Raw genomic sequence first — 22650 nt, 5'->3', positions numbered from 1 at the left:
CTGACAGCCGCTTCGCGAGCAGGCTCGCCCCCACAGGGCTCAGGGTTTTTCGCCATACCAGCGCGGCGTGTACACCCATTGCATGCCGTCAGCACGGGCAAAGGTGCACGTCGTCGACGACCCCACCAGCACCATGGTGCGCATATCCACCTGCTCCGGGGTCAACTCGCCCAGGGTCAGGGTGCGCAGGGTCTGGCCCGGACGGCCAATGTCACGACCCAGCACCACCGGCGTTTGCGGCGTGCGATGGCGCCTGACGATATCCAGCGCAACGCCCAGCTGCCATGGCCGTGAACGGGAAATCGGGTTGTAGAACGCCAACGCCAGATCCGCCTCGCAAGCCAGGTCCAGACGCTTCTCAATAATGCTCCACGGCTTGAGGTTGTCCGACAGCGACATCACGCAGAAGTCATGCCCCAGCGGCGCCCCGGCCTGCGCGGCCGTTGCCAGTGAAGCTGACACACCCGGCAGGATCTCCAGATCGACGCTGTGCCACTGCGGGTCCACAGACTCATGCAAGGCTTCGAGCACGGCCGCGGCCATGGCAAAAACCCCAGGGTCCCCCGAAGACACCACCACCACCGAACGCCCCTGCGCCGCCAGCTCGAAGGCGTGGCGGGCGCGCTGCATCTCTTCGCGGTTATCGGTGCAATGCATCACCTGATCGTCGCGGAACGGGCCAGCCATACGCACATAGGTTTCATAACCCAGCACATCATTGGCCCGCGCCAGCTCGGCCTTGACCGCAGGCACCATTAGTTCGGCAGCGCCGGGGCCCAGGCCAATTACAGCCAGACGGCCACGGGCCCGGCCAATCGTTTCAGGTTCCAGCGGCGCCGCGGCAACACCCAGCACCACGCCATTGCCCGGTTCACACCAGGCAACAGGCAGCAACGCTGCATCGCTGCCCACAAACCGCAACGGCACCGCCAGCTCAAGGGCCGTTTCACGCAGCGCTGCACTGGCCATCAAGGTTTCCGGTGCGACGATGCACGCCAGCGACTGACGTGCCAGCCCGGCCTGGTACAACGATTCGAGGACTGACTGTGGCGAAACCTCGGCACACACCTGCGCCAGTACATTGCGCGAATAAATCAGCAACTCGTCTGCCACTGGCAGGCGCTCGGCGCTGCCCACATGGATCGCCAGACGCGCCTGCCCGCTTTCGGGCAGTTGCGCCCGCGCCAGCCACGGCGCATCGCCTTCGATACGCACTGATTCGCCGGCCAGCAGGTCCGAAACAAAGCGTTTGCCCAGCTCCAGATCGGCCAGCACATAGCCCGCAGGCGGATTGAGCAGACAGGTGCCAAAGCGCAGTTCGCCGCTGGTGGTGATCGCCGGAGCAATGCCCAGACCCGCCGCAATGACCCGCGCCAGATCATTCACCCCGCCCAGCCCGCCCAGCAACGGCACCACCGCGCTGGCGTCTTCGGCAACCGCCAGTACCGGTGGCTCGGCGCCTTTTTCCAGCAGCAACGGCGCCAGCGTGCGGATCACAATACCCGCAGCGCATAGCGCAATAATCGGTGTGTCCTGCTGATAAAGCTGACGCAGGGTGTCGCCGAAATCGCTGTAACTGCGATCACCGCCGTCTACCCGCCCTGCCAGCCCGAGGACAGAAGCGCCGGGCAGCAACTGCTGGATACGGCGTGCAGTGTCCAGGCTGCCATTGCCCAGAATGACAATGGCCGGTGCCGGGCGACTCAACCCTGCCACCTTTCGCCTGGGACGATAATCAGCGAGAAATACGGCGAAGACATCGGCTCCACTTCATTGAGCGGCACGATCTTCTGATTGCTCATGGTGGCGCGCTCGACATACAACGCCCGCTCGGCCAGCCCCAGCTCGCCCAGCACTTCGCGCACTTTATGAAAGTTGCGCCCCAGCTTCATGATCACTGCCGCATCGGCAACCGCCAGCCGCGACTTGAGTTCTTCGTGGGGCAGCACACCCGAGAGCACCGACAGGCTCTGGTTGCGATACACCAACGGCACGCCCAATACCGAAGCGCCGCCCAGCATCGAGCACACGCCCGGTACCACTTGTGCTTCAAAACGCTGGGCCAGACGGTCGTGCAGGTACATATAGGAGCCGTAGAAGAACGGATCACCTTCGCAGATCACTGCCACATCACGGCCGGCATCCAGATGCACGGCCACTTCAACCGCAGCCTGATCGTAGAAATCACTGATCACCTGTTCGTAGGACAACGGCTCCGGCAACACCTCGGTGGTCACCGGGTACACCAGCGGCATCTGGGTTTGCGCGTCTTGCAGATGGGCTTCGATGATGCCGAACGCATTGCCCTTCTTGCCCTTGGCCACGAAATACGCCACCACCGGCGATTCGCGCAGCAGGCGCAGGGCTTTAACCGTGATCAGCTCAGGGTCGCCGGGGCCTACGCCCAAGCCGATCAAACGTCCTGGTTGCGCCATTATTCGATCTCCGTGGCCAGGGCGTTGACGGCCGCAGCCGCCATCGCACTACCGCCACGGCGGCCTTGCATGATCACAAACGGCACGCCACGGCTGTCTGCCGCAAGCATGGCCTTGGATTCCGCGGCGCCGACAAAGCCCACCGGGAAGCCCAGGATCAGTGCCGGCTTGGGAGCGCCGGCATCGATCATTTCCAGCAGGTAAAACAGCGCGGTGGGCGCGTTTCCGATCACAACCACACTGCCTTCCAGGTACGGGCGCCAATGCTCAAGGGCCACCGCCGAACGGGTGTTGCCCTTCTCCAGCGCCAGCTCAGGTACGCCTTCTTCGCGCAGGGTGCAGATCACCGGGTTGTTGGCTGGCAAACGGGTACGGGTGACGCCTTCGGAAACCATCCGCGCATCGCACAGAATGGCAGCACCTGCCGCCAGCGCATCACGCCCGGCCTTGCCGGCACCCGGCGAAAAACGCAGGTCTTCAATGGCATCGACCATGCCGCAGGCGTGGATCACACGCACGGCCAGTTTTTCGAGGTCCGCCGGGATGCTGTCGAGGTTGGCCTCGGCACGAATAATGGCGAACGAATTGCGATAGATCTCTTGACCATCGCGGATGTAATCAATCATCGGTGTTGCTCCATTGGCGGGCCTCAAGCCAGGCGCCCGCCGCTTCAATTGTAAGATTGCGCTCGCGCAGAACACCGAAACCGGCGTGCTCCGGGGTGCGTAAATAGAGGTCGTAATGACCGGGCGCCACGGCCAGTAAAGTGACCGGCGCGACGTGGGCTGCCGCGCAGGAGCGCTGGCAGCCGGTCAGGTGAATATTCAAAGGCTTTGGCAGCAACGCGGCCAACTGACGGGCATCCTGCTTCGTGTCGGCCAGCCCTTTGGCACAGGCACTGGAGCCGGTACAGGCCACCAGATGCGCCAGCGGGTTGCCAGCCTCTACGATCAAGCCGAGCACCATCAACTGGCTCATCACCGCAGCGGCCTGAGCGGCCGCTATGTTGGGCAACAAGACGCTCTGCCATGGCGTGAACCGTAAAGTGCCATCGCCGTAGCGCTCGGCCAGCTCGGCCAACCCCGTGAGCATCGCCGCATCCAGCCGCCCCAGTGCCGGCGCCCCGCCGATATAGACCCGACCAGGCGCTTGCTGTGGCCAAGTGCCAAGGTGCATGGACGCCGAAATGGTCCTGCACTGCCAGTCGCCAGCAGGCAACAGTGCCACGCTGATTCGCTGTGCCAGCTGCCCGACAAATGACTCAGTGGTGACCTCCTCCAGCAGATGACGCATGCGGGTTTGCTCAGGTCGCGCCAGATCCAGAAACTGCATCAGCACGGCCAACACCAGCTCATGCCCGTACTCCACGGGTACGGCTGCCAACGCGCAATCGTGCGCCGGGCACCCGGCCAGGCCAAAAGCCAACAGCGTCTGGCCATTACGCACAAATGCCGACAACCACAGATCATGCGGATGCTCCAGCATGGCCAGGGCCTCGCCGCCATCCAGTTGCACGGCGAACTTGGCCGACAGCTCGGTGAACCTTGGCGTGCTTTGCAGGCTGGCCAGTATCTGCCGGGCCAGCGGCCACGTATCGATATGCATCTGCAGATCAATGCCGGCACTCGGGCTGAGCATCAAGTTGCGCACGTCGTCACTGGCGGCAGTAGCAGGCCCAAGCCCGGCCGCCAGCAAGGGCGCAATCAATGCACTGTGCTGCGGCCCCACACCACGGATTTGCAAATTGCCACGGTTGGTCGCTTCGATCACACCACTGGCATACCGCTGAGCCACATCTGCCACCGTGCGAGCCTGATCGGCGTTAATCGCGCCGCCATCCAGCTTGACCCGACAGATACCGCCATCCATTGCCTGGACGATACGCAGTAACCCCGGGCAAGCCGAAGGGCGCACAGGCGTCGTGACAGAAAGTTCAGGTGGCAAGTTCAAGGAGCTATCCAGAGCAGGCAATACGCTATTGCAGGTCGCGCATTATGCCTGCTTTGGGCGAGTGCATGAAAAGCCTGCCGGACGGAATGACTACTCCCGTGTATTAACCTCGGGCAGTTGTGGATGATCCCGGCCCAGACGGGTGATCAACAACACCACGGAATCGGCATTGGCCAGCATGAGGTCAATGCGTTTACGAGCATCGTGTTTAAAGATCGGCCGCGCTTGCTCAAGGGTCCTGACACCGCTAAGCGCCTTGATTTTGGCCTTGCCCGGGTTAGCGGGTATATCCGCCCAGGTGCGCTCTTCAGGATCAAATTGCTGAAACAGGTGCTCGGTCGAGATATAGGGTGAATGGCAACTCTGGACGATCTGGTTAAACGACTTGATCTGGCTGCCCAGGGGGGTAGATTCATCCAGCAGGTCCTCGTAAGGAAAGCCGGGATTCAGATAGTTGATGTCCTCGGTATCAAGCGCCTGATGGCTGATCTCATGCAGCATAAAGGCCGCCCGATAATGCACGTTGATCCTGAAAGGTGGCTGGGTGGCTTTCACAAACGCCTGGCTCAAGGCGGTGGGTGTTTCAAATAGAGTGCTGAAAAAATGCTCACTCAAGTACAGGCGCTTGTGCAAATCCCAGCGGTGTATCCAGGCGACGGCCTTGTCGTTGAACCGGGAGCGGCAGACCACGTATTTACTGGAAGTCAGCGGCGACAGATCGGGATGCAAAAACCTCGAAAGCAGGGGCCCGACCGTTTCATTGAGTCGGTCAAGCAACGGCTGATCAACGTGTTCCACATCAAAGAACGTCTGTATCAACGCTCGGTTCCGGGCATTCTGCGTCCCCGGTTCGAGCAAGGTGTGCAGGGCGCTTTGACTGCGCTGCAGGTAGGTGACGGCCTGGGCATGGGCCTCGCGAATGGCCTGTGCCTTGTCAGGAAAGCGCCGCTCAATGCTGGCCATGCCGATGGCCTGCATCTCATGGGTCAGGCGGTCGGATATCGAAGCCGTGGTCGACAGCACAGGGCCGCCCCCCAGTAGCGGTTCCTTGAGATCAAGCTCCCAATGCTCACGTTCGTTGATTTCTACCAGCGGCCCTTCGCGGCCTTCTCCGATAAAAATGCGCCAGCGCTCGCGCCAGGCCTGCACCTGAAAAACATGCCCGCCCAGCAGCACATAGTGAAGACCTGTGCCCGGGTGACGGTACAACCGGGTCAGGCTGTCCTGCTTGAGCTCCAGCAAGGCCACATCATTGGCCTGAAAGGGTTGCAAGCCGATCTCCTGCTCAGGCGTGAGGTGCACCGCCACTTCGGACTGCGGCTGACGCAAGACTGTCGGAGTCACTGTTTTCAGTTGGCGCAGTGTCAGATAACCACTGCCTATCTGTGCCAGCGACGAGGCAAAATCAGCCACGGCTTCACCCCACTCGCCTTTTTGCGCGGCCTCGAAACCCTGCTGCACAAAACCCGCCGTTTGCCAGACCACCATGGGAATACTCAGCCTGGCAGGCAAAAACATCAACGCAGTCGATGCAATCAACGAAAACAGGTATTTGAATGACTCCCAGTCGGCTTCGGCGGAGGTCTTCGACTGGGCGGCGGCCATGTCCAGCAACAGGTGGTAGTTGTCGACATACAACTGTTCAAACAGATTGCCCGCGATGGGCCTTGGCGCCAGGGTCGGGGGGGCCGGCCTGAGCATGAAACTGCCGAGGGACGCGTCCACATACTGCGGGATATGGGGCTCCACAAAACCGCCATAGTTGTAGGTTTTACGGGCCTCGGGCTCAAGACGCTGGAGCACCAGCGCTTGCAGGTCCGTGTTGATACGCAGGTCGTCGAGCAAGGCGGCTTCGTTGTTGTACGCTTTGAATGTAAAGCGCTCGCTGTAGTTGACCCACAGGATCTGCGGCCCGGCGCCTGACTCCACAGGCCCAATGATGTAGAGCCCCCTGGCCCGATCAGGATCGGCTTCGGGCTCGGCTACCAGCTCAAATGGCCGGACGATGATCGGCATTCTGTCCAACGTCAGGCGGGCCGCTCCATCTGGCATGTTGATGACCTGCTGTATGTACCGATACGCCATCTCCTGGCCAGGGTCGATCAGTTTTTCCCGCAGGGCCTGTTCCATCACCTGCAGCGAGAGCTGCTCGGAGAATTGTTGTTGGCGCAAGGTCACCCCCGGTTTTCCGGGCGCCAGCTTGTCTTGCAACAAAGCACGGTAATGCGCGCCGATTTCCAGTTGTCGGGTCAGTCGTTTTACATACGTCGCATTCAAGGCCGTCGGCAACGCACTGCCATTAGGGACTCGCAAGGAAATCGCGCCTGCATTGAGCCGGTAAAAACCGTTAAGCGAAAATTGCGTGAGGGTCTGAACAGTGCGCGTCGTCGCCGCTGGCAAAAAAGAGGGCGTGCTACCAACCGGTACCGGGGAAGGCACATAGGTGTCGATCACCACCTCGATCGCATCCGGGTCTGGCGCCTGCCCCGCGAAGTCGAGCTCCAGACGCAGTTTCAGTAACGCGCGGGCGTACTCGGCAAGCGGCGGGATATCATGCAGGTAGTTTTGCTGTTCCTGCCCTGCCCCTGGATAGCGCTGCAACAACCCGGCATAAGCCAACTTGTCTGCCTGCGAGGCGTTTTTCAACCACTGCGGTATTGCCGCCTCAAACGCTTGCAGGCGCGCCATTTCAACCACAGGTTCCAACACCAGCCCTGCCCGACCTTGTACCAGTTCACTGTGGATAAGATTTTCAAAGGCTTGCGCCGACAAGGGGATGGCTTGAGCCGTACGGCAGGCAAAGCCGGCGTCCGCCAGCACCTTGGCAATAGCCCGTAGCTGGGTCTCTCGGACAAAGTCGTGTTCAACACGTTCGAATTGAAGCCCGCCAATTTTCCCGTTAGCGGTGCTGTCCAGCCAGGCCGTAACCTGCGGCTGCGTGCCCGTGCTGACATGGCTCAGCAGTTCCCAGCGCCGTGCCTTGTCCGCCAGGCGGGCTTGCAGTTGGGTGGTGCACTCGCCCACCGACGCAAAGCCTTCGAACCCCGAATCCGGGCTCCAGAATATGGCCCGGCCGGCAGTTGCCGGCTGCTGACCACCGCGTTCGGTGAACAACAGACAGTTGACGATATCCAGCCCGGCCTGTGCGCCATTGATTGATAGTGCAATGGCAAACACATCGGGAACAAACCCTGCCAATGCTGGACGCCGGGTGCTCACCGGCTGGCTCAGCACCGCGCCCAGCACCGCCAGGTCCGCCGCTGAAAGCCGGTTGCCCGATTGCATCAGCTGCAATTCGGCCCGTAGCATCGCCAACCTCAGGGTACACAGCCTGTCGATCAACGTATCGGCCCTCGGCGGTGGGGCCGGAGTATAGAAAAACGCACGGAGCTGATTGACATACCCCTGGAAAAACCCCGCTGCGGCCTGATCCATGACGTTGATTAATTCACTGCCTGAAAGTGGCTTGGGCGGATTGAGATCCGGGGTATCCAGCAAGTGCAGGCCCGCCTCTATTCTTTCGGGATCACGCGGCAGCGGCTGTAGTCCGGTGACCTGTTGCAACAATGCTTCCATCAGCGACACCGGCTCACGCAAGCCAGCGACCCGTAACCGCATACGGTCGAGCTCCAGCACGTCATGCCCCGCGCGGGCCAGCGCTTTCACCAGCCTTGAATACGCATACGAAAACGGTGCAGGCCATGGCCGCAACAATTCATCAACCTGGGAAGCGATGTTCATTAACTGCATCACCAGCCCCTCGGCCTGCCCGCCGTTGCCAGCAGCCATCGGGCGGACATTGAAGGTTTCGTTCGATGCAGAGCCGGAATTAAATGTGGAAGTGATTGCCTTCATGGGTGATCTCTCTTCGCTTGCGGACAATGCACAACACGCTATCGCGCCCCCGGACGACAACGGCACTACATAGATACCCGGGCACTTTCCGGGGGATCAAACGACAGCGACAGTTGCCGGTTTGAAGTACCCGAGCCAGGTAATCAACAACGTCTGAGAGTCGGCATTCATCAGGATCACCCTCTCGCGAAACACCGGGTCACTGAAAAACCGGTCACGCACCTCTTCGATGTTTTTGCTGCGGGTCTTGTGGATCAAGCTGTGTGCCAGCTTGAAAGGGAGGGGCAGGTAACTGCGCCGGTTGCTGTACTTCTCCTTGAAAAGATCTGCCTTGCGAATTTCGGTGGTCAGTTGACGATAACGGTGATCCTGCATCTGCCTTTTAAGCGTACGTATCTGACCATCCCAGTCACGCTCGGGAACCAGCAACTCTTCGAAGGGATGGCTTACACCCAGATAATTGATATCAATGGTGCCCATGACCAGGTGGCTGAATTCATGGAGCAGAATGGTGGCCGTCGAATGCTTGACCCGGTCGAACTCGCGGCCGTCCACCCCCATCACTGACAGGCTGAAAATCTCGTCGGCCGAGGCGAAGTAACCCTGAGAAAAAAGCACGGTCTTGCGTTTGATCACGCTGCCCAGCGAAGAAACTCGCGCCACTTCTCGCGGGTTGGGCGGTGAGTACAAGCCGTAGCGGCTGGAGTGCTGTGGTGAAAACTCGGTGGATTGCAGGGCCGTCAGCAGTTTGTCGACGATGCGTTTGAGCTTGTCGAGCAAGGGGTCGTCGACTTGGCTCACACTGAACACCCTGGCAAGAAAGCGCCGGGTCTGGGCATTCAGCTGGCTGGCGGAGCCGACTGATTGCAGATGCTCCCTGCAATCAGTCAGATAGCGAATAGCCTGTTCGTGCGCCTCCCGAATCACCTGGGCCTTGCGTGGCTGCAGACGTTCGATGGCAGGCATGCCCAGGACCGTAACTGTGTGCTCCCGGCCAAACGAAACGCTCCCCGATGTACCCGACCGCGTGCCCAGTGCCTGACCACCGCCTGGCAACGGTTCCTTGAGATCGAGTACCCAGCGCTGATGGGGGCTGCGTTTGACCAGAGGGCCATCGCGGTCTTCACCAATATGAATACGCCATCGATCCTGCCAGGCTGCGACTTGAAACACCTGCCCGTCCAGAACGATAAAGCGGTGGCCTGACTCGGGGTCAGTAAACAACCCGGAGCCAGTGTCTTCATGCAGGTTATTCAACGACACATGATTGGCCGCATAGGGCCGCAAGCTGGCCTGCTGCTCACGGGTCATGGTCTCCAGAGGGGCCTCGAAGGCAGCAACGACGTGGGGTTCCCCGGTTGTGCGCCTCAGTGCGCCATGGCTACCCGCGATCATCAACAACGCCGTGGCAAAATCAAACACAGCCTGCCCCCAGCGATCATCTGCCACGGCCTGAACAGCTGACTGTGCACTGGTCTGGGCCTGCCAGATCATCAAGGGCACACTCAGCTTGCCCGGCAGAATCAGCAAAGCAGTGTCCGCCAGCAGCGACAGCAGATACACAAGGGAAGCCCAGTCCGCCTGCGCTGCGCTGCGGGCCTGGGTACGAGCCAGGGCCAGCCGCACATTGAGGGTATCGACGTACAACCTGTTCAGGCAGTTACCGGTCAACTGACCGGGATCGAGGCTGGCGGGAGGATTGGCCACCTGCGGCGAGCTCAAGGTCGGATCGACATAGCCGATATGCGGCTCGCGAAATCCCCCATATTCATAAATTTTACGAACCCGGGGTTCCAGCCGCTCCAGCACCTCGTCCTGCAAGGCTCCAGAACCGTGCAACCGATGCAGAAAATCGGACTGGCTGCTGTACTCTCGAAGCGCAGGCCCCTTGCCGTAGAGCACATACAACACCTGCGGCCCGCTATCCAGAGCAGCCGGACCAATCAGGTACATGCCCTGCGCCCGGTCGGGATGACGACCGGTTACGGCGCAAAAAGCCAGTGGCCGCACAACCAGCTCGATGCCCTTGAAGCGTTCGCGGGCTTTGGCGTCCGGGCTGTTCAGTACATGCTCAACGAAATCATGGGCCGTCTGGCTCAATGCGCCCTTGATTCGGGCTTGCAGCGCGTATTCGAGCACCTGCGCAGGCAGCTGCTGACAGAACAAACCCTGACGCCGTGCAGCCCCCTCATGGCCCGGGGTGAGCTTTTCGACCAGCAGGGCCTGATAGCTTTCGCCAAGATCCAGCGAACGCACCAGCTCACTCACATAGTGGTCATCCAGCCCCGCAGGCAAAGGTTCTTCGCCCAGTGAGCGATAGCTGCGCACGCCAGAGTGCACATTGAAAAAATGACTCAGGGCAAAATACGTCAGCGATCGCCTCAGCCTGGAGACTGCCGCGCCTCCGGCGATCTCTCCGCCAGCCGGTCCGCTGTATTGCACCACGCTGATTTCGACCTTGTCCGGGTCAATTGCCACGCCCGGAAAGTCAGCCCTCAAGCGTGCCAACAACCGCTCGCGGGCATAGTCGAGCAGCTCGGGCACGTCTTGCGAATACCCCTCGCTCCCGGCCTGTTGAATTCGCAGCAGGATCCGACCGTAGGCCTGCTGGTCACTGGCCGCAGCGTGCTTGAGCCAGTCAGGCAAACCCTCACGGAACTGCCATTGGCGGGCGGCGGCGAGCGTTGCGTCAACATTGAACTGCGCCTGCTCCGACCAGTAGCAATCCACCTGGTTGACCAGTTCCGGTGCCGACACCTGCTGCACCACACCTCGCTCCAGCAGGAAGCCGATATCACTGAGGTGTTTTTCTGTCTCCCGGCGCTGGCAGGCTTCAAGCCAGTCGGTGTCGATCACGCTGGCAGTCCATTTCACATCAACGGCGGCCTGCACCCTTTCGCGCTCACGCAAGCTGATACAGCGCAACAGATGCCATTGTTCAACACGATCCCGCAAGCGGGCCTGCAAGGTCTCAAGGCATGATGCCAGTGAATCGAAACATTCCAGGCTCCAGGCTGCCGTCCACAAGACGGCTTGCCCGGAGTTGACGCTGTCAGTGCCACCGCGCCCGGTCATCACAAGGCAGTTGCGCAGCGTGATGCTTGGGCGTCTGCCCGGCAGGGTTAACGCCAGCTCGCAGACATCGGGGATAAACCCGTTGAGCGCCCGTCGTGCAAGGTAAGTCGAATGCTCCAGCACAGCCCTGACAATGGCACTCCCGTTACTGTCCAGGCGCCCGTCCATCTGCCTGAAGAATGCCTCGTAACGCAGCGCCGAGCCCCGGAACCGGGCCAATCGGCTAATCACGGCCGAACCCGCCAATGCGGCCATCCCCATATAGTAAAACCCGTGCAGTTGCTGCATGAATTGCGCAACGAGGCCCTCAGAAGCGTGGTCGAGCAAGGCCAGGACGGCTGCGCCATCGGGGTAATGGATCGGCTTGATGTCCGGGCTGTTTTTTTGCACGCCAAGACGTATTCGCGCGCCATCGACCGGGAGCGGACTCCAGCCTGTGACCCGATCCAGCAACGCATCGACCAGCGGGATAACCCGCAACGGCTCCAACTGCTTGCGCAAGGTCGCGGTGCCATAAATACGCAGCACCAGATCCCCGGGGATCAAATGGCTCAAACCAGGCGACGCCAGATGCTGCTTGAGCCGTCGGTGGGCAAAGCCCCTGAGCTCGGGCCGGCCCAGCAGCATCAGGGCTACCTGCCCGTTGAGCACCTGCAGTTTGCTTTGGATCAAAGGTAACGTAGCGCTGTCACCTGCCGTAGCCGCAGCTGTCGCCGGGCCATCAAGCGCCAGCCGGGTACTCCAGCGCCCTTGCTGGTTGGGCTCCGTCAAGCGTGGATCGAGCAGCGCACGCACATCCAGCCCGTGATCCACCACGGCATTCACATTACAGTCCTTGCCACGTATGGCACCGAGCAGAAAGGTAAAATCCCGCGCCTGCTTGTCGATGATGGAGCGCACACGGTTTTCGAACAGATCACCCTCGATGGTCTCGACACTCAGGACCGGGTCAAGCATAAGGCGCAATACCGGCCGCTGATCGCGTGACACATGACCGAGCAGGTTGTCTCTGTCGCGGGGCTCCTTGAGCCGTGCGAGCACCTGGCCCTTGAGCGTCTCGTCATTGTCAAAGCGCTCAAGTGCAGCCTGTTCGCTGAACAAAAACAGCTCGGGAGTGGAGACCGGTACAGACACACTGAACAGCCCGGCCAGTTCTACCCTGGCGCCCCCCTGCCCCAGCAATGACAGGCGGGCGGGCCGCCATTGCCCATGGGCATATCGATCATCATTCAGGCGCGAGCGCCCCACAGCCAGCAGTGCATCGAACTGCACGGGATCAATCCGCCCCTCGTGACGAGCCTGTAACAACCCATTGAAAAACCGGTCGCCCATAAACTGAACAGCCAGCACCCTCAGGCTCAACCCTTTTATGTCCAGATACCACCAGGCTTCGAGTTGCTGCTGCATCACGGCCTGAATGCCCCCGACAATTTCCCTGACCAACTGGTACATGCGCACATCCAGCGAGGGTGATCGTGCTTGAGCTGCATCGAAGGCTACGGTCGGGCTCAGATACTCGCGGATGTGATTACCCGGCCACTCGCCTTTGCCCAGGTACGCCAGTGCCAGATCCAGAAGGCTCATGCTCGACAACGGTGGCTGGCTGCCAGCCGTCGCCATCGCATAGCTGTTGACCTGCAGCGTCTGAGCAGACAGGCCCAACCCCTGGAACTCGTGCTCCAGGGCCAGCGTGAGCTGGGCATTGAGCACCCCGCGCAGGGACGGAAGATCGAGCAGGCGCGCCCTCAACAACTCAAGGTTGTGCAAACGCAGATCCTGCAACGAGCGTGTGCGATGCTCAAATACCCGACCTTCAATCAAGCACCGCCTGATCCTCAGGGAGCGCAGTTTTTTCAGGTCTTCACGCACCTCGATCGGCATAAAGCGCAGCAAGGTGTCACGTACCAGCGGGTCGGCCAGACGCCGCTTGAGGGTTATGCGCAGCGCGGTTGAATTGGCGATGCGCTCCAATCCACCGAGAGGGGAATACAGGAATGCGCCCGGCGGGTTGCTGTCTGCCCGGGTTACGATGAAATGGCCGGCAAGATCGGCGGCCGGGGCGTTGTCCGCGCCAAGCTCAAGGGCATAGACATGCTGCGGTTGCACCGCAATGACCTGCTGCAGACAGATAAACTCTTGCGCCGTGAGTTGCCCCGCGGCATCGAGCCGCGCCAGGTTGTCCAGATACCCTGTTTGCATGGCGGCGAGCCAGTCATCCGGCTCAAGCTGATCATCTGTCACTGGCGACTGCCTCAGAACCCACGGAAGGCAAATCTTGGCCCGAATCTCCGGTACAACGGCATTAACCGGCTACCACCTGTAAAGATGAACTCTGGTGCAGGGCAAGGCGCGTTATCATGCGCACCTGTTTCCGCAGGGCCTTCGCCCGGTAGCGGAGGAACAACCCGGCGTTTATCAAGAGGATCGGCATGTCGCCCTGGCTAACAGTTGTGGGAATCGGTGAGGACGGTTTTGCCGGGCTGGGCAAAAATGCGCGCCGCGCCTTGTTGGGCGCGACCCGCGTAATCGGCAGCCAGCGCCAGCTCGACCTGCTGCCCGCCTGCATTCGCGCCGAGCGCCAGACCTGGCCGAGCCCGTTTTCACTGGCCCCAGTGCTGGCCCTGCGCAACACGCCGACCTGCGTACTGGCCAGCGGCGACCCCATGCTGTTTGGTGTCGGCGCCAGCCTGGCGCGACGGGTAGCGCGGGATGAAATGCAGGTGCTGCCAGCGCCATCGTCCTTTTCCCTGGCCGCAGCACGCATGGGCTGGGCCCTGCAGGACGTAGTCACGCTGTCGGTAGTGGCACGCCCCGTCGTCGCCCTCAATGCCCACCTGCACAGCGGTGTACGTCTGCTGGTACTGAGCAACGATGGCAGCAGCCCGTCCATCATCGCCCGTCTGCTGAGCGAGCAGGGATTTGGTCCCAGCCGCATGACGGTGCTGGAACACCTGGGCGGCCAGGCTGAACGCAGGATCGACACCCGCGCCTGCGACTGGAGTGACCCGCCCGTCGCGGCGCTTAACCTGGTCGCCATCGATTGCCTGGCCGACGCCAGCGCCCGGCCGCTGTCACGTATCGGTGGGCTGCCCGACAGCGCGTTCGAGCATGATGGCCAGTTGACCAAGCGCGATGTGCGCGCCGTAACCCTCGCCCGCCTCGCGCCACTGCCAGGCCAATTGCTGTGGGACGTAGGCGCGGGCAGCGGCTCGATCGGCATCGAGTGGATGCGTACCTGGCCGAGTTGCCGCACCTTGGCGATTGAAGCCGACGAAGGCCGCCAGCAACTGATCGAACGTAACCGCGATACCCTTGGTGTGCCCGGCCTGCAACTGATTCGCGGCAAGGCACCCCAGGCTCTTGACGGTCTGGAGCCCCCGGACGCGATTTTTATCGGTGGCGGCGTAACCCGCGAAGGCGTGCTCGACACCTGCTGGCAGCGACTCAAGCCCGGCGGGCGGCTGGTGGCCAATGCCGTCACCCTGCAAAGCGAAATGCTGCTGATGAGCTGGCGCGAGCGCCACGGCGGCGAACTGACCCGCATCCATATTGCCCAGGCCCAGCCCCTGGGTGAATTCGACACCTGGCGTCAGGCGTTGCCGATTACCCTTCTGGACATGACCAAGCCTCTCGATGCGTGACGAAACTGCCGAACAACCCGCCCCCCTGCGCAGCGGCCTGACCACCGGCAGCTGCGCCACCGCCACCAGCCTGGCCGCTGCCCGCCTGCTGCTGGGCGGCGTGTGTAACGACGCCGTGCAAATCACTTTGCCCAAGGGTAAACAGGTGCAAATGCGCCTGGAGTTCTGCCGTCTGTGGCAAGACGGCGCCGAAGCGGGCACCATCAAGGACGCCGGCGACGATCCCGACGTGACCCACGGCGCACTGCTCTATTCACGGGTGCGCTTGCGACCGGAACCGGGCATTGGCTTTGTTGCCGGGCAAGGTGTCGGCACCGTAACCCGCCCGGGTCTGGTATTGAACGTGGGCGAGCCGGCGATCAACCCTGTGCCACGCAAAATGATCACCGAGCACCTGCAGCAACTGGCAACCGAACTGGGTTACGGCGGTGGCTTTGAAGTGACTGTCAACGTACAGGACGGCGAAGCCCTGGCCCTGAAAACCATGAACCCGCGCCTGGGGATTCTCGGCGGGCTGTCGATCCTGGGCACCAGCGGCATCGTGCGGCCGTTTTCCTGCGCGGCGTATATCGCCTCTATCCACCAGGGCATAGACGTCGCCAAGACCAACGGTTACCTGCACATTGCCGCCTGCACCGGCAATGCCAGCGAAGACACCATGCGCCGGGTCTACAACTTGCCGGAAATCGCCCTGATCGAAATGGGCGACTTTGTCGGCGCAGTGCTCAAGCATCTGCGCAAAGTGCCTGTGGATAAACTGAGCATTTGCGGCGGTTTCGGCAAGATCAGCAAACTGGCCGCCGGGCATATGGACTTGCACAGTCGCCACTCCAGCATCGACCTGCCGCAACTGGCCCAATGGGCAGCGGATATCGGGGCCGACCATCCACTCCAGGAGGCCATCCGCCAGGCCAACACCAGCCAGCAAGCCCTGGCGATGGCCAGTGCGGCCGGTATCGCGTTGGGCGATGCGGTGTGCCAGCACGCTCTGGACTTTGCCCGCAGCGTGGTGCCGGCCCAGGTACAGGTCGAAGTGTTTGCCATCGACCGCCAGGGCGGGATTGTCGGTCACGCCGGAGCCTTTGCATGAAACGTATTTTGTTATTGGGCGGCGTCACCGAGGCGTTGGCCATTGCCCGTACCCTGGGCCCGCAGCATGTCTACAGCCTGGCCGGGGTTGGCCGGGTACCGACGGACCTGACCTGCGAGGTACGGGTGGGCGGATATGGCGGCGCTGAAGGTTTGGCACAGTACATCCGCGAACAGCGCATCGACATCCTGCTGGACGCCACCCACCCCTACGCGGCGAAAATCAGCCATAACGCGGCCCTCGCTGCTGCTGCCAGTGGCATCCCGTGCTGGGCGCTGCGCCGCCCGGCCTGGGTGGCGCAGACGGGCGATGACTGGCGTGAAGTGGCAGATTGGAGCGAACTGGTGGAAGCGCTCGCCACCTTCCAGCGCCCCTTGTTCACCTTGGGCCGTGAGCCGCTGGAGCACCTGCACGAAATTCCGCCAGAGCAGTTCTGGACCCTGCGCGCCCTCGACGCTTACCCCGGCACTGCACGCTGCGACGTGATCGGCGCACGCGGGCCGTTCCTCATCGATGACGAACGCCTGTTGTTTGCACAACGGCGCATCGACGTATTGATCAGCAAAAACAGCGGCAGCAGCGCCACCGAACCCAAGCTGCAAGTTGCCCGCGAGCGCGCAGTGCCGGTGTTGATCCTCAAGCGGCCGACGCTGGCGCAGGTGGATCGGGAGTTCCGGACGGTCGAGGAGCTGATGGAAGGGTTGGCGCAGGGGAATTATTTGTGAATGTGTAAAAGCTGGCGATGGTGTATCCTTCAGAATACGATCATGCCCCATGATCACTTTCGAACAAACACGCGAATTCGCCAAATGGTTGGGCGCACTTAAAGACAAAACCGGGCAAGCCCGCATTCTTGCTCGCCTGAAAGCAGCCGGTTTGGGTCACTTCGCCGACTGCGAGTGCGTCGGTGGCGGTGTTTACGAAATGCGGATTCACTGCGGGCCCGGTTATCGAGTCTATTACACCCGCAAAGGCGAAGTGTTCTACCTGCTGCTTGTTGGCGGCGATAAAACCAGCCAGACACGAGATATAAAACGCGCAAAACAAATGGCACACACACTGGGTAATGAGGACTGACGCATGACCGAGCAACTTACCCGTTTCGATACCGTTGACTACCTGAAGTCCCCGGAGGATATGGCGGCTTACCTGGACGCCTGTTTCGAAGAGGACCCCGGCGACGGCAGTCTGATCCGAGCGGCGCTCAACGATATCGCCCGCGCCCAAGGCATGACTCAAATCGCCCGCGAAGCCGGGCTGGGCCGTGAAAGCCTGTACAAGGCCCTGGGCAGCAAGGGCAACCCCGAGTTCGCGACTATCATCAAAGTGATGAAGGCGCTGGGGCTCAAGCTGCATGCCACAGCAGCCTGAAATTTGCGCGTACTGGCCGATCGCGACACTTCGCCACACCCGCACTTTTTACTTACGCCGAGCATTCAGGCTAAATAGCCCCTTGATCGCTCCACTCACGGAATTCGTCATGTCCCGACAACGGTTTGCATTTGCCTGGATCGCCTGCTTTGCAGTGCTGTTCAACATGCTCGCCATGTCGATGGCCGGAGCGACCCAATCCGTTGAGCGAGGGCCCACCGAGCAGTTCATGTGGAGCAGCTTCTGCTCCTCCACCGGCACCAAGATGGTCGCCGTATCGTTGGGCACGTTCGAGCCCGCCGACAACCAGCATGACGATCATTCCACCATGCAGCATTGCTGGTGCTGCTCGGGCGCCGCGCCGGTGGTGGCGCTGCCCGCGCATATTCCCAAGCTCTACTTTGCCGCCATCGAGCGGGGCCACAGCCTGGTCCCGGATCACCTCAAGCGCCCCACCCCGCGACAGCAATGGCCGAGCCTCAACCCCCGCGCATCGCCCCTGGTCTGATTCTTCCTCGCAACCCCTTTGCGTTTTGAATCATTCCGGAGAATTGCCATGTTGAACCTTTCCCTGTTCAAGCACGTCGTGATTGCGGCGGCTGTGTTGCTGCATGCCTGTTTTGCCAACGCCCACGAATACAAAAGCGGCGACCTCGAAATCGCCCACCCGTGGTCCCAGGAGCTGCCGCCCAATGCGCCCACCGTGGCCGCGTATTTCATCATTCACAACACCGGCAGCACGGCCGATCGGCTGGTCAGTGTCGACACGCCGATTGCCGATAAGGCCGAACTGCACCAGCACATCATGGAAGGCGACTTGATGAAGATGCTGCCCGTGGCCAGCGTCGAAGTGCCGCCCGGCGGCACCGTCACCTTTGCGCCCATGGCGTACCACGTGATGATGTTCGGTCTCAAGGACCGCAGCCTGCTGCAGGACGGCAAGCACTTCCCGCTGACCCTGCATTTTGAAAAAGCCGGCGCCGTGCCGGTTGAGGTCAATGTGCAGAAGCAGGCACCTGAAGACAGCATGGAACACATGCACGCCCACTAACGGCCAAGGTTGCTGATCCCCGTGCGCGAACCTCGCGCCAGGCACTCCATGTCGCACATTCGCGGCAGTTGGCTGAGCCTGTTTGCCATGTTGATGATTTTTATCGGCCCGCTGATTTCCCAGGCGATGCCGATGGATCATCACGCCTCCATGCCCATGTCGATGGATATGAGCATGGACATGTCTGCGCACGCCGAACATGAACAGCCTTCAGCCGACCACCATGCCATCTGGGAAAAGTGCGGCTACTGCACCCTGCTGTTCAGTTGCCCGGCCTTGCCCGGCACCCCGGGCCTGACCCTCTATAACTCACCAGAACCCCGCAGTTACCTGGCCGCCAATCCCCGCCTGGGCCACGCCCGGCAACCGGTCTTCCCGGGCTCCCGCTCCCGCGCGCCTCCCGTATTCCTTTAGCTACCGACACCACAACACATCATCTGGCCGACCTGCATGCACTGTTTCAGACAGTCGCAGGTGCGTGGCCGAGTTGTATTCGTCTGACTATTGGAATGTCTATGTCCCGCTTTACTGCTGCCTCCCGTTTGCCCTTTACCCTCAGCACCCTGTGCTGTGCGATTCTGGCAACCACCGCTGTGGCCGACGAACATGCCGGGCACAGCAATGAGCTGAGCCCGCTGGTGATCACCGCCATCGCCCCCAGCTCACCGCTGACCATCGTCACCAACCCCAAGGACCCGCGCCAGCCCGTGCCTGCCAGTGACGGCGGCGACTACCTCAAGACCATCCCCGGCTTCGCCCTGATCCGCAACGGTGGCACCAACGGCGACCCGGTGCTGCGCGGCATGTTCGGCTCGCGCCTGAATATCCTTACCAACGGCGGCATGATGCTCGGCGCCTGTCCCGGGCGCATGGACGCACCCACCTCCTACATCTCGCCGGAAACCTACGACCAGCTCACGGTGATCAAAGGCCCGCAAACCGTGCTCTGGGGCCCGGGCGCCTCGGCGGGCACCATCCTCTTCGAACGCGAGCCCGAGCACTTCGGCGAACTGGGCACACGGGTCAATGCCAGCCTGCTGGTGGGTTCCAACGGCCGTTTCGACAAAACCATCGACGCCGCCGCCGGTGGCCCGCTGGGCTATGTGCGGGTCATCGGCAACACCGCCCATGCCGATGACTACAAGGACGGCAACGGCGACACCGTGCCGTCGCGTTACGACAAATGGAACGGCGACATTGCCCTGGGCTGGACCCCGGACGCCGACACCCTGCTGGAACTCACCGCCGGCAAGGGCGACGGTGAAGCGCGCTCGGCCGGACGCGGCATGGACGGCAGCCAGTACAAGCGCGAAAGCCTGGGACTGCGCTTTGAAAAGTCCAATATCGGCGACGTTCTCGACAAGATCGAAGCCCAGGTCTACTACAACTACGCCGACCATGTGATGGACAACTACACACTGCGTACCCCGTCGGGCACCGGCATGATGGCAGGGCCGATGGCGTCCAACGTCGACCGCCGCACCCTCGGTGCGCGGATCAAGGCCACCTGGCGCTGGGCCGATTACCAGCTAATCAGCGGCATCGATGCGCAGACCAACGAACACCGCAAACGCATGGGCATGGGCATCGATACCTACAAGGACCAGAACTGGAGCAAGGACGCCGATTTCCACAACTACGGCGCCTTTGGCGAGTTGACCTGGTACGCCGCCGAGCGCGACCGGCTGATTACCGGTGCTCGTCTTGACCGCGCATCCGCCAAGGATTACCGCGCCCGACTCGGCTCGGGGATGATGAGCAAGCCCAACCCGACCCTGGACAAGACCCGCGCCGACACCCTGCCCAGCGGTTTTGTGCGTTACGAGCATGACCTGAGCGACAGCCCGACCACCCTGTACGCCGGGCTGGGCCACACTCAGCGCTTCCCCGATTACTGGGAGCTGTTTTCGCCGAGCTCCGGCCCGACCGGTTCGGTGAATGCATTCGACGCCATCAAGCCCGAGAAAACCACGCAGCTCGATGCGGGCCTGCAATACAAGACCGACACCCTGGAGGCCTGGGCCTCGGTGTACGCCGGCGAGATTCGCGACTACATCCTGTTCGACTACGCCAAGGGCTCATCCCAAGCGCAAAACATCAACGCCCGGGTCATGGGCGGCGAGTTGGGCGCGGCGTATCAGTTGACGTCAAACTGGAAAGCCGACGCCACCCTGGCCTACGCCTGGGGCAAGAACACCAGCGATGGCAAGGCCCTGCCGCAAATGCCGCCGCTGGACACCCGCCTGGGCCTGACCTACAGCGAAGACGACTGGAGTGCCGGCGCCCTGTGGCGCGTCGTGGCGCGCCAGGACCGCATAGACCGCAACGCGGGCAATGTGGTCGGCAAGGATTTTGGCAAAAGTGCCGGCTTTGGCGTGTTCTCGTTGAACGGTGCATACCGCATCAACAAAAACCTCAAGGTCAGCGCCGGGGTCGACAACCTGCTGGACAAAAACTACAGCGAGCACCTGAACATGGCGGGCAACGCCGGTTACGGCTACCCGGCCAATGACCCGCGCGCCATCAATGAACCGGGCCGCACGCTGTGGACCAAGGTGGATGTGAGTTTCTGACAAACCGCCAGCCCTCACCCCAACCCTCTCCCGGAGGGAGAGGGAGCTGATTTGCGCCGTGCTTGAACCCGCAGCGGTCAGTCCCCTCTCCCTCTGGGAGAGGGCTAGGGTGAGGGTCTTTGCTGACGACAACAATTTCAACCTTGCGGAGCCGCTCACATGAGCCGACCAACACCGTCTTTCTACAACCTGGCCTGGCGCTGGCATTTCTACGCCGGGTTATTTGTCGCCCCGTTTATGATCCTGCTGGCCCTGACCGGGATCATTTACCTGTTCAAACCCCAGCTTGATCCACTGCTGTACGACCATCTGCTCAACGTCACCCCGGCCCATCACAGCCTCAGCGCCGATGAGCAACTCAGCCGTGTGCAGGCCACTTATCCACAGGGCCATATCAGCCAGTACCTGCCGCCGATCAATCCGCAACGCAGCGGCCAGTTCGTGGTTCACAACGGCGGGCACGAGCTCAATGTGTTTATCAACCCCTACACCGGCCAGGTGCTGGGCGAGCAGGATGCCAAGCTCAACCTGCAAGCCGTGGCGCGCACCCTGCACGGCGAATTGATGATCGGCACCCTCGGCGACCGGCTGGTGGAACTGGCCGCTGGCTGGGGCGTGGTGCTGGTGGTGTCCGGCCTGTTCCTGTGGTGGCCGCGGGGGCAATCGGCTGCCGGAATTCTATGGCCGCGCCTGAGCAGGCGCGGGCGCGTGCTATGGCGCGACCTTCACGTTGTCACAGGGTTCTGGGGGGCCGCCTTGCTGCTGTTCATGTTGATCAGCGGCATGACCTGGACCGGCTTCTGGGGCAAGCAATATGCCGACCTGTGGAACCGTTTCCCGGTAGCCATGTGGAACGACGTGCCGAAGTCTGATATCGAGGCCCGCAGCCTCAATACCGCCAATCGCCAGACCGTGCCCTGGGCAATGGAAAACACACCGATGCCGGTCTCCGGCGCCCACGCCGAACATATGGCCCACGCCGCGCACACCTCAGGCCCCGCCGCCCCCGGCATCACCCTGCAAGCGGTGGTCGACACCGCCACGGCCCGCCAGGTCGAGGCCGGCTACAGCATCACCCTGCCGACCACCGCTACCGGCGTATTCACCATTGCCGTATTCGCCGACGACCCGCGTAACGACGCCACCCTGCATGTCGATCAATACACCGGCACGGTACTGGCCGACGTGCGTTGGCAGCATTACAGCAATGTCGCCCGCGCCACCGAAATGGGCGTGATGCTGCACGAAGGCAAGTTGTTTGGCCCGCTCAACCAGATCGTGATGCTGCTGGTGTGCCTGATGATCCTGCTCAGTTCCGTAAGCGGCCTGGTGATCTGGTGGAAGCGTCGCCCGCAAGGCGGTTTGGGGGTTCCGCCGCTGCGTCACGACCTGCCGACCTGGAAGGCCGGCGTTGCCATCATGCTCGCTCTGGCTATCGCGTTCCCGCTGGTGGGCGCCTCGTTGATCGCAGTGTGGGGGCTCGACCGGTTATGGCTGATGGTGCGCAAACTACGGCCGGATGAGCGCCTTTCATAACCAGCATGAACCATCCGAGAGGCGCATTGCAGAGCCACCCCTATAATGGCACGCCAATATCATGCGCGAAATA

15 protein-coding genes and 1 pseudogene are annotated in these 22650 nt (G+C 61.7%); 10 read left to right on the top strand and 6 right to left on the bottom strand.

What is annotated here, in order from left to right:
• Nucleotides 1–39: 39 nt before the first annotated feature.
• The 6 genes from cobJ to EQV96_RS19180 form a co-directional block, all read right to left on the bottom strand.
• Nucleotides 40–1707 (bottom strand): precorrin-3B C(17)-methyltransferase, encoded by a 1668-nt coding sequence (cobJ, locus tag EQV96_RS19205; RefSeq protein ID WP_240882257.1) that lies wholly within the window; start codon nucleotides 1705–1707, stop codon nucleotides 40–42.
• Nucleotides 1704–2435, bottom strand: a complete 732-nt coding sequence (locus EQV96_RS19200; protein WP_086798974.1) for a precorrin-2 C(20)-methyltransferase — start codon at nucleotides 2433–2435, stop codon at nucleotides 1704–1706. Before EQV96_RS19200 ends, cobJ begins: the two co-directional genes overlap by 4 nt.
• Complete coding sequence (locus EQV96_RS19195) at nucleotides 2435–3061, bottom strand: precorrin-8X methylmutase (RefSeq protein WP_016783380.1); 627 nt, start codon at nucleotides 3059–3061, stop codon at nucleotides 2435–2437. Before EQV96_RS19195 ends, EQV96_RS19200 begins: the two co-directional genes overlap by 1 nt.
• On the bottom strand, nucleotides 3054–4385 hold the full coding sequence (gene cobG / locus EQV96_RS19190; protein WP_276616879.1) for a precorrin-3B synthase: 1332 nt from the start codon (nucleotides 4383–4385) through the stop codon (nucleotides 3054–3056). Before cobG ends, EQV96_RS19195 begins: the two co-directional genes overlap by 8 nt.
• A gap of 90 nt (nucleotides 4386–4475) precedes the next feature.
• Complete coding sequence (locus tag EQV96_RS19185; protein ID WP_240882256.1) at nucleotides 4476–8240, bottom strand: DUF6543 domain-containing protein; 3765 nt, start codon at nucleotides 8238–8240, stop codon at nucleotides 4476–4478.
• Nucleotides 8241–8336: 96 nt separating this feature from the next.
• Complete coding sequence (locus tag EQV96_RS19180; RefSeq protein WP_240882255.1) at nucleotides 8337–13556, bottom strand: DUF6543 domain-containing protein; 5220 nt, start codon at nucleotides 13554–13556, stop codon at nucleotides 8337–8339.
• A gap of 188 nt (nucleotides 13557–13744) precedes the next feature.
• Here EQV96_RS19180 and cbiE point away from each other — a divergent pair, with 188 nt between their 5' ends.
• The 10 genes and pseudogenes from cbiE (at nucleotide 13745) to EQV96_RS19130 (ending at nucleotide 22577) form a co-directional block, all read left to right on the top strand.
• A complete protein-coding gene (gene cbiE / locus EQV96_RS19175; protein ID WP_095001019.1) occupies nucleotides 13745–14956 on the top strand; it encodes a precorrin-6y C5,15-methyltransferase (decarboxylating) subunit CbiE in 1212 nt (403 codons plus the stop codon).
• Nucleotides 14949–16046 (top strand): cobalt-precorrin-5B (C(1))-methyltransferase, encoded by a 1098-nt coding sequence (locus tag EQV96_RS19170; RefSeq protein ID WP_095025273.1) that lies wholly within the window; start codon nucleotides 14949–14951, stop codon nucleotides 16044–16046. The genes cbiE and EQV96_RS19170 overlap by 8 nt, the downstream gene beginning before the upstream one ends.
• On the top strand, nucleotides 16043–16771 hold the full coding sequence (locus EQV96_RS19165; RefSeq protein WP_240882254.1) for a cobalt-precorrin-6A reductase: 729 nt from the start codon (nucleotides 16043–16045) through the stop codon (nucleotides 16769–16771). The genes EQV96_RS19170 and EQV96_RS19165 overlap by 4 nt, the downstream gene beginning before the upstream one ends.
• 49 nt (nucleotides 16772–16820) lie before the next feature.
• Nucleotides 16821–17123: a type II toxin-antitoxin system RelE/ParE family toxin gene (locus EQV96_RS19160; RefSeq protein WP_240882253.1), complete on the top strand. Its 303-nt coding sequence runs from the start codon at nucleotides 16821–16823 to the stop codon at nucleotides 17121–17123.
• Between the two features lie 3 nt (nucleotides 17124–17126).
• Nucleotides 17127–17417 carry an addiction module antidote protein gene (locus EQV96_RS19155; RefSeq protein WP_095024324.1) on the top strand — a complete coding sequence of 97 codons (291 nt, stop codon included), beginning with the start codon at nucleotides 17127–17129 and terminating at the stop codon, nucleotides 17415–17417.
• 109 nt (nucleotides 17418–17526) lie between these two features.
• On the top strand, nucleotides 17527–17925 hold the full coding sequence (locus tag EQV96_RS19150) for a DUF2946 domain-containing protein (RefSeq protein WP_095001016.1): 399 nt from the start codon (nucleotides 17527–17529) through the stop codon (nucleotides 17923–17925).
• 48 nt (nucleotides 17926–17973) lie between these two features.
• Complete coding sequence (locus EQV96_RS19145; RefSeq protein ID WP_240882252.1) at nucleotides 17974–18468, top strand: copper chaperone PCu(A)C; 495 nt, start codon at nucleotides 17974–17976, stop codon at nucleotides 18466–18468.
• A gap of 48 nt (nucleotides 18469–18516) precedes the next feature.
• A complete protein-coding gene (locus EQV96_RS19140; RefSeq protein WP_095020802.1) occupies nucleotides 18517–18882 on the top strand; it encodes a DUF2946 domain-containing protein in 366 nt (121 codons plus the stop codon).
• Nucleotides 18883–19031: 149 nt separating this feature from the next.
• Nucleotides 19032–21041, top strand: a pseudogene (locus EQV96_RS19135) (TonB-dependent copper receptor); the annotation flags it as partial.
• Between the two features lie 159 nt (nucleotides 21042–21200).
• Complete coding sequence (locus tag EQV96_RS19130) at nucleotides 21201–22577, top strand: PepSY domain-containing protein (protein ID WP_240882250.1); 1377 nt, start codon at nucleotides 21201–21203, stop codon at nucleotides 22575–22577.
• Nucleotides 22578–22650: the final 73 nt, after the last annotated feature.

Origin of the sequence: Pseudomonas sp. TMW22080 (assembly GCF_022496745.1) — a bacterium.
Lineage (GTDB): Bacteria > Pseudomonadota > Gammaproteobacteria > Pseudomonadales > Pseudomonadaceae > Aquipseudomonas > Aquipseudomonas bubulae.
Note: the sequence above shows the minus strand (reverse complement) of the source record. Positions and strands in the feature narration are given on the sequence as shown.